Below are 6718 nucleotides of genomic sequence, written 5' to 3' on the forward strand. Positions count from 1 at the left end.
ATCTTCTTCTTGAAAAAATTCTGCTTGAGGCTGAATTAATGGATCTTAAAGCGAATCCAAAGAAAAAAGCCCGTGGTGTTGTAATTGAATCAAAACTTGATAAAGGACGTGGTCCTGTTGGAACAGTTCTTGTGCAAAATGGAAGTTTAAAAATTGGTGATCCGTTTGTTGCTGGAACTACATTTGGAAGGGTAAGAGCTATGTTTGATGAAAGAGGAAATAGAGTTGAGGTTGCAAAACCGTCAACGCCAGTTCAGGTTATAGGGTTTGATCAACTCCCGGAAGCAGGGGATTCATTTGTAGTTGTTGAAGATGAAAAAATAGCTCGTGAAATCGCAAACAAAAGATCTCAATTAAAACGGGAGCAAACATTTAGACAATTAAGGTCTATATCCTTGAATAAACTTTCATAGCAAATTAAAGAAGGCAAGGTTAAAGAATTGCCTGTTATAATCAAAGCTGATGTAAATGGTTCAATTGAAGCGCTCTCAGATTCCCTGATGAAGCTTTCAACTGAGGAGGTCAAAGTTCGGATCATTCATAGAGCTGTTGGCGCAATAAGTGAATCTGATGTCTTGCTTGCTCAAGCTTCAGGTGCAATTATAATTGGTTTCAATGTGAGACCAACATCCGGGGCGAAAAAACTTGCAGAAAATGAGAATGTTGAAATACGACTTTACAATATCATTTATAATGTGATTGACGATATTAGAAAAGCACTTGAGGGAATGCTTGAGCCAGAAAAGAGAGAAGAATTTCTTGGGACTGCAGAGGTCAGGGAGACATTTAAAATTTCAAAAGTTGGAACCGTTGCTGGATGTTTCGTAACAGAAGGTAAAATCTTAAGAAATGCCCGTGCTCGTCTAATAAGAAATGGGATCGTGATTTATGATGGGAAAATTGTATCGCTTAAAAGATTCAAAGATGATGTAAAGGAAGTTGAAGCTGGGCTTGAATGTGGAATCGCACTTGAAAATTATAATGATATAAAGGTCGGTGATGTCATTGAAGCGTATAACATCCTTGAAATCAAAAGAAAACTTGAAGAGGTGAAGAAAACATAAATTTGGAATTAAAAAGAGGATTTCAAAATGAATAGCATAAGAGCGGAGAGGGTTGCTTCACTTATCAAAGAAGAGGTTTCAGACATAATCACCAAAGTTCTTGAACATGAAAATGTTGGGTTTTGGACGGTTACAAATGTAAGAATGAGTCCAGATTTAAGATATGCGAAAATTTATATAAGCATCTACGGAGACAAGGTAACACAACAAAATACTATAAGAAAAATTGAATCGCTAAAGAAAAACATAAGACACCGGCTTGGTTCAAGGTTGAGGTTGAGATTTATCCCGGAAATTGAGTTTTATCTTGATGACACGCTTGAACATGTTGACAGGATAAACGCTCTTTTGAAGCAAATTGAAGATAGAGAAAAGAACGACAAGAAAAGTGATGACTCTGGCGCAGAGGATAAGACAGGGTGAAATAATACTTGTGAATAAACCCGCTGGATGGACATCTTATAAAGTTGTTGATAAAATTAAAAAATGGTTCAAGATAAAGAAGGCAGGACATGGTGGAACGCTTGACCCGTTTGCAACTGGCTTGTTAATAGTTGCGACGGGGAAGAAAACAAAAGAACTTTCAAAGATAACTGAACTTGATAAAGAATATGAAGGAGTTATGGAACTTGGCGCTGTGACAGAAAGCTATGATCCTGAAACTGAGATAATTGAAAGAAGGAATCTTAACGGGATTACCGAGGAAAAAATCTTAGAGACCGCAAAACATTTCATCGGGGAAATTGAACAAATTCCGCCAATGTATTCCGCAGTCAAATATAAAGGTAAGCCATTATATGAGTTTGCAAGGAAGGGAATTAACATAGAAAGAAAACCAAGAAAGGTGAAAATTTACGATTTTAGTATACTTGAGGTTGATCTTCCTGAAGTTCGCTTTCGTGTGAGATGTTCAAAGGGAACTTATATCAGGACACTTGTATATGATTTTGGAGAAAAACTTGGTTGCGGAGCTTATTTGAAATCGCTTGTTAGAACGAAAATTGGAGAGTATAAACTTGAAGATGCCTTAACAGTTGATGAATTAAAGAAAATTTCATTACAGGGAGCTGATGGAGGTAGTCAGAAACATAAATAAAATTGAAAAAGAACCAAACTCAATCGTAACTGTTGGGGTTTTTGATGGTGTCCATGTAGCTCATCAGGAAATTTTGAGAAGGATGAAAGAGGAAAAACTAAAAACTGGAGCGAGGACAGTTCTTGTGACATTTGACCCGCACCCTCAGGAAGTTTTACATCCGAAAGAAAAATTTTACATCTTGACGACAATTGATGAAAGAATTGAGCTTTTAAGTGATTACGACCTTGACATTATTTTCGTTGTGAATTTTACAAGTGAATTCTCTAACATAACCGCCGAGGAATTTTGCAGGGATATAATGCTTGGAAAGATAGGATTAAGAAAAGTTATAGTTGGATACAATCATGCTTTTGGGAGAAATAGGGAAGGTAACCCAGAGAAGTTAAAAGAATTTGGTGAAAAATATGGCTTTGAGGTTGAATTGATCCCACAACTTCTCGTTGAGAATAATCCGGTGAGCAGTTCAAAAATTAGAGCAATTTTAAATGAGGGTGATGTTAAACTTGCGTCAAGATTGCTGGGGAGATATTATTTTATAAATGGAGTCGTTGTTAAAGGAAGTGGTCGTGGCAGAGAGATTGGAATTCCAACTGCGAATATTGAGCCAGTTTCATCAAGGAAGCTTATCCCTAAAAATGGAGTTTATGTTGTAAGGGTGACGATAGATAGAAAACCTTATTTTGGTGTTATGAACATTGGTTACAGACCGACATTTGAGCTTGATAGCCGAAGGGTTATGGAGGTGAATATATTCAATTTTGAAAGTGAAATTTATTTCAAGCATATAAAAGTTGAGTTTATAGAGAGATTAAGGGACGAGATGAAATTTCCATCGCCAAAGGAACTTGTTGATCAGATCAAAAAAGACAAGGAAATGGCACTTGAGTTTATAACGAGAGAGTTTGCAGTTGAAATCTGATAAAAAAGTAAAACAAAAATAAAAAAGGAGATATGCCATTGACGAGCGAACAAAAAAAGGAACTTGTTAAAAAGTATGGCAAACATGAAAAGGACACTGGTTCACCAGAGGTGCAAATTGCAATTTTAACCGCAAGGATCAATCAGCTTGCACAGCATTTTGAGAAACATCCAAAGGACAAACATTCAAGAATGGGATTGATCAAGATGATAGGTAAGCGAAGGAGGCTTTTAAGATATCTTGAGAGGACAAATTACGAGAGTTATAAGCGAATTCTTGAGGAACTTGATTTAAGAAAATAAAACAAATTAAAGGCGGTGATGTAGTTATGTCTTATTTAAAGAAAGAAATTGAAATTGGTGGGCGAATCCTTTCGTTTGAAATAGGGAAATACGCTAAGCAAGCAGATGGCGCTGTAATGGTAAGATACGCTGACACAATGGTTCTTGCAACTGCAGTTGCAGAAGAGGAACAGAAAGAGGATATTGACTTTATGCCTCTTTCAGTTGAATACAGAGAGAAAACCTCCGCAGTTGGAAAAATTCCGGGAGGATTTGAGAAAAGAGAAGGAAAGCCAACAGAGAAAGAAATTTTATCAGCAAGATTAATTGACAGAGCTTTGAGACCTCTATTCCCGAAGGAATTTAGGTGTGAGACTCAGATAACCGTGACGGTTTTTTCATTTGACCTTGAAAATGATCCAGATATCATTGGTGGAATTGCAAGTTCAACTGCTTTGATGATTTCTGATATTCCTTGGAACGGACCAATTGCAGAAGTTAGGGTTGGGAAAATTGATGGGCAATTTGTCATAAATCCGACGATTTCACAACTTGAGAAAAGCGAACTTGATCTTGTCGTTGCAGGGACGATTGATTCAATCGTGATGGTTGAAGGGGAAGCAAAGGAGATTTCTGAAAAAGATATGGTTGAGGCAATAAAATTCGCTCATGAATACATAAAGAAGATTTGTGAGGTTCAGATTGAAATAGCAAGAGAAATTGGGAAACCGAAGAGAGCAATAGTCAAAGAAGAGATTCCAGAAAGAGTGATTAATGATGTCAAGGAAATAGCCGAGGTGAGAATCAAAGAACTTAACAGAACGCCGATGAAAAAGCTTGAGCGTGCGGAGAGAATGGAAATGATTCTTAACGAGACAATTGAAACCTTGAAACAAAAGTATTTGTCCGAGACAGTTCAAGATGATTCTGGAAATGTAGTTCCATTGATAACACTTTATCCAAAACTTGAATTTTGGGTAAAGCAAGTGATTGAGGAGATTGAGCGAGCAGATATGAGATATATGGTTTTACATGAGGGACGGAGGATTGACGGGCGAGGTTTAAATGATATAAGACCTATAACAGCTGAGGTTGGGATTTTGCCGAGAACTCATGGGTCAGCGCTATTTACACGAGGTGAGACTCAATCTCTTGCAACTGTCACGCTTGGGACTAAAATGGATGAGCAGTTGATTGATGGATTATTGCCTGAATACACGAAAAGGTTTATGCTTCACTACAATTTCCCGCCGTTTTCAGTTGGTGAAGTTGCTCCATTCCGTGGTCCAAGCAGGAGGGAGATCGGACATGGAAATCTCGCTGAGAGAGCCCTTAAAAATTTGATACCTTCTGAGGAAGAATTCCCCTATACTATAAGGGTTGTTTCTGACATTCTTGAGTCAAACGGTTCATCTTCAATGGCTACTGTTTGCTCAGGGACGCTTGCCTTGATGGATGGTGGAATTCCGCTTAAAAAACATGTTGCTGGGATCGCTATGGGTCTTGTTAAAGAAGGTGATGAGGTTGCAATTTTAACTGATATACTTGGTAATGAAGATAAACTTGGTGATATGGATTTTAAGGTTGCAGGTACTCGTGATGGAATTACCGCATTTCAGATGGACATAAAGATAAGTGGCATAAGTTACGATATTTTTGAACGGGCACTTGAACAGGCGAAAGAGGCGAGGATGAAAATTCTTGATATCCTTGAGCAAACGATCCCAGGTCCGCGTTCTGAAATTTCTCCCTATGCTCCAAGATTGATGACAACGCGAATCCCAGTTGAAATGATAGGGTGGGTGATTGGTCCAGCAGGTAAAAATATCAAAATGATGAAACAAGAATTTGGTGCTGAAGTTTTCATTGAAAACGATGGTCTCGTTTGGATAAGTGGTCCATCTAAAGAGGCATGTGAAAAAGCAAAGCAAATGGTTGAGCAACTTGCGGAGGTCCCTGAGGTTGGAAAAGTTTACAAAGGAATAGTCCGTAAGATCGCCGATTTCGGTGCATTTGTGGAAATTTTGCCTGGTAAAATTGGACTGCTTCACATTTCGGAAATTGATCATAAAAGAATTGAAAAGGTCTCAGATGTATTGAAGGTTGGTGATGAAATTGAAGTTCAGATATTGACGGTTGATGATATGGGAAGATTCACATTGAGTCGGAAATCTCTTATCCCCAAGTCGGAACAGCAAAGCCAAACCACTCGCAGCACTCATCAAACTCAACCTGCCTCTGCTACCAGAGTTAGAAGATGAAATCTGTGGGTTTATTTCAAGCCCACAGGTTTCTTTTTAATTTTTTAACTTGTTGAATCTACTGCGTTAATAAAATAGCAATTGTTTTTTAAGGTTGAAATTTTTATATTTTCGGGTGCTAAACCTTGCTTAAAATAAAAGGAGAAGATGAATGCAAAATTCAATTCTTGACCTTAAAGTCATAGCGACGAAAATACGAATTGATATAATAAAAATGCTAAACAAAGCTGGTTCTGGTCATTCTGGGGGTTCGCTTTCATGTGTTGAAATTCTCGTTGCCCTTTTTTGGGAAAAGATAAAAAGAACACCTGAAAACGCACTTGACCCCGATAGAGATCGTTTCATCTTATCTAAAGGTCATGGTGTCCCAGCGCTTTATGCAGTTTTGGCTCACAGAGGAGTCATACCTTATGATGAGCTTTTCACTTTAAGAAAGATAAATTCGCGACTTCAGGGGCATCCATCACGGCTTGACCTCCCTTATGTGGAAGCGTCAACGGGTTCACTTGGACAAGGTTTGTCAATTGCCCAGGGAATAGCGCTTGCTGGGAAAATTGATGGAAAAAATTATCGCGTATATTGCTTGCTCGGAGATGGGGAAATGCAAGAAGGACAAGTTTGGGAAGCCATAATGTCAGCTCCAAAATTTAAACTTGATAATCTTTGCGCTATCGTTGATTATAACAAAGGTCAAATTGATGGTTATGTAAAAGATGTAATGGATATTGAACCACTTGTTGATAAGTTGAGAGCGTTCAACTGGAATGTGATTGAGATTGATGGACACGATTTTGAGCAAATTTTAACCGCTCTTGACGAAGCTGAACTTGTGAAAGGAAAGCCTACTTTCATAGTTGCTCACACCGTTAAAGGGAAAGGTGTTTCATTTATGGAAGATAATCACGAATGGCATGGGAAAGCTCCGAATGATGAGGAGGCGAAACTTGCACTTGCAGAACTTGAAGAACAGCTTAACGAACTTTTATCACAAAAGATGGAGGCGAAATAATGCCAGCCAAAGCAACCCGCGTCTCTTTTGGTGAAGCACTTGAAGAACTTGGCGAAAAAATCCCCGATATAGTTGTTCTTGATGC

General features: G+C 38.3%; 6 protein-coding genes and 1 pseudogene. All 7 read left to right on the top strand.

The features are described from left to right. Positions 1-1064 (top strand): annotated as a pseudogene (gene infB, locus AT685_RS08305) (translation initiation factor IF-2); the annotation flags it as partial. Positions 1065-1091: 27 nt separating this feature from the next. Further along, complete coding sequence (rbfA, locus tag AT685_RS08015; RefSeq protein WP_072152232.1) at positions 1092-1487, top strand: 30S ribosome-binding factor RbfA; 396 nt, start codon at positions 1092-1094, stop codon at positions 1485-1487. Next, the gene (gene truB, locus AT685_RS08020; RefSeq protein ID WP_072152233.1) at positions 1456-2160 is read left to right on the top strand and encodes a tRNA pseudouridine(55) synthase TruB; all 705 of its coding nucleotides are present in this window, start codon (positions 1456-1458) and stop codon (positions 2158-2160) included. The genes rbfA and truB overlap by 32 nt, the downstream gene beginning before the upstream one ends. After that, the gene (locus AT685_RS08025) at positions 2135-3082 is read left to right on the top strand and encodes a bifunctional riboflavin kinase/FAD synthetase (RefSeq protein ID WP_072152234.1); all 948 of its coding nucleotides are present in this window, start codon (positions 2135-2137) and stop codon (positions 3080-3082) included. Before truB ends, AT685_RS08025 begins: the two co-directional genes overlap by 26 nt. A gap of 32 nt (positions 3083-3114) precedes the next feature. Continuing rightward, positions 3115-3384 (top strand): 30S ribosomal protein S15, encoded by a 270-nt coding sequence (gene rpsO, locus AT685_RS08030; protein WP_072152235.1) that lies wholly within the window; start codon positions 3115-3117, stop codon positions 3382-3384. A 26-nt stretch (positions 3385-3410) separates the two neighbouring features. After that, a complete protein-coding gene (locus tag AT685_RS08035; RefSeq protein ID WP_072152236.1) occupies positions 3411-5624 on the top strand; it encodes a polyribonucleotide nucleotidyltransferase in 2214 nt (737 codons plus the stop codon). Between the two features lie 151 nt (positions 5625-5775). After that, a complete protein-coding gene (locus AT685_RS08040; RefSeq protein WP_072150825.1) occupies positions 5776-6633 on the top strand; it encodes a transketolase in 858 nt (285 codons plus the stop codon). The last annotated feature ends 85 nt before the right edge of the window (positions 6634-6718 follow it).

It is taken from the genome of Candidatus Kryptobacter tengchongensis (assembly GCF_001458555.1).
In the GTDB taxonomy this organism is placed as follows: Bacteria; Bacteroidota; Ignavibacteria; order Kryptoniales; family Kryptoniaceae; genus Kryptonium; species Kryptonium tengchongense.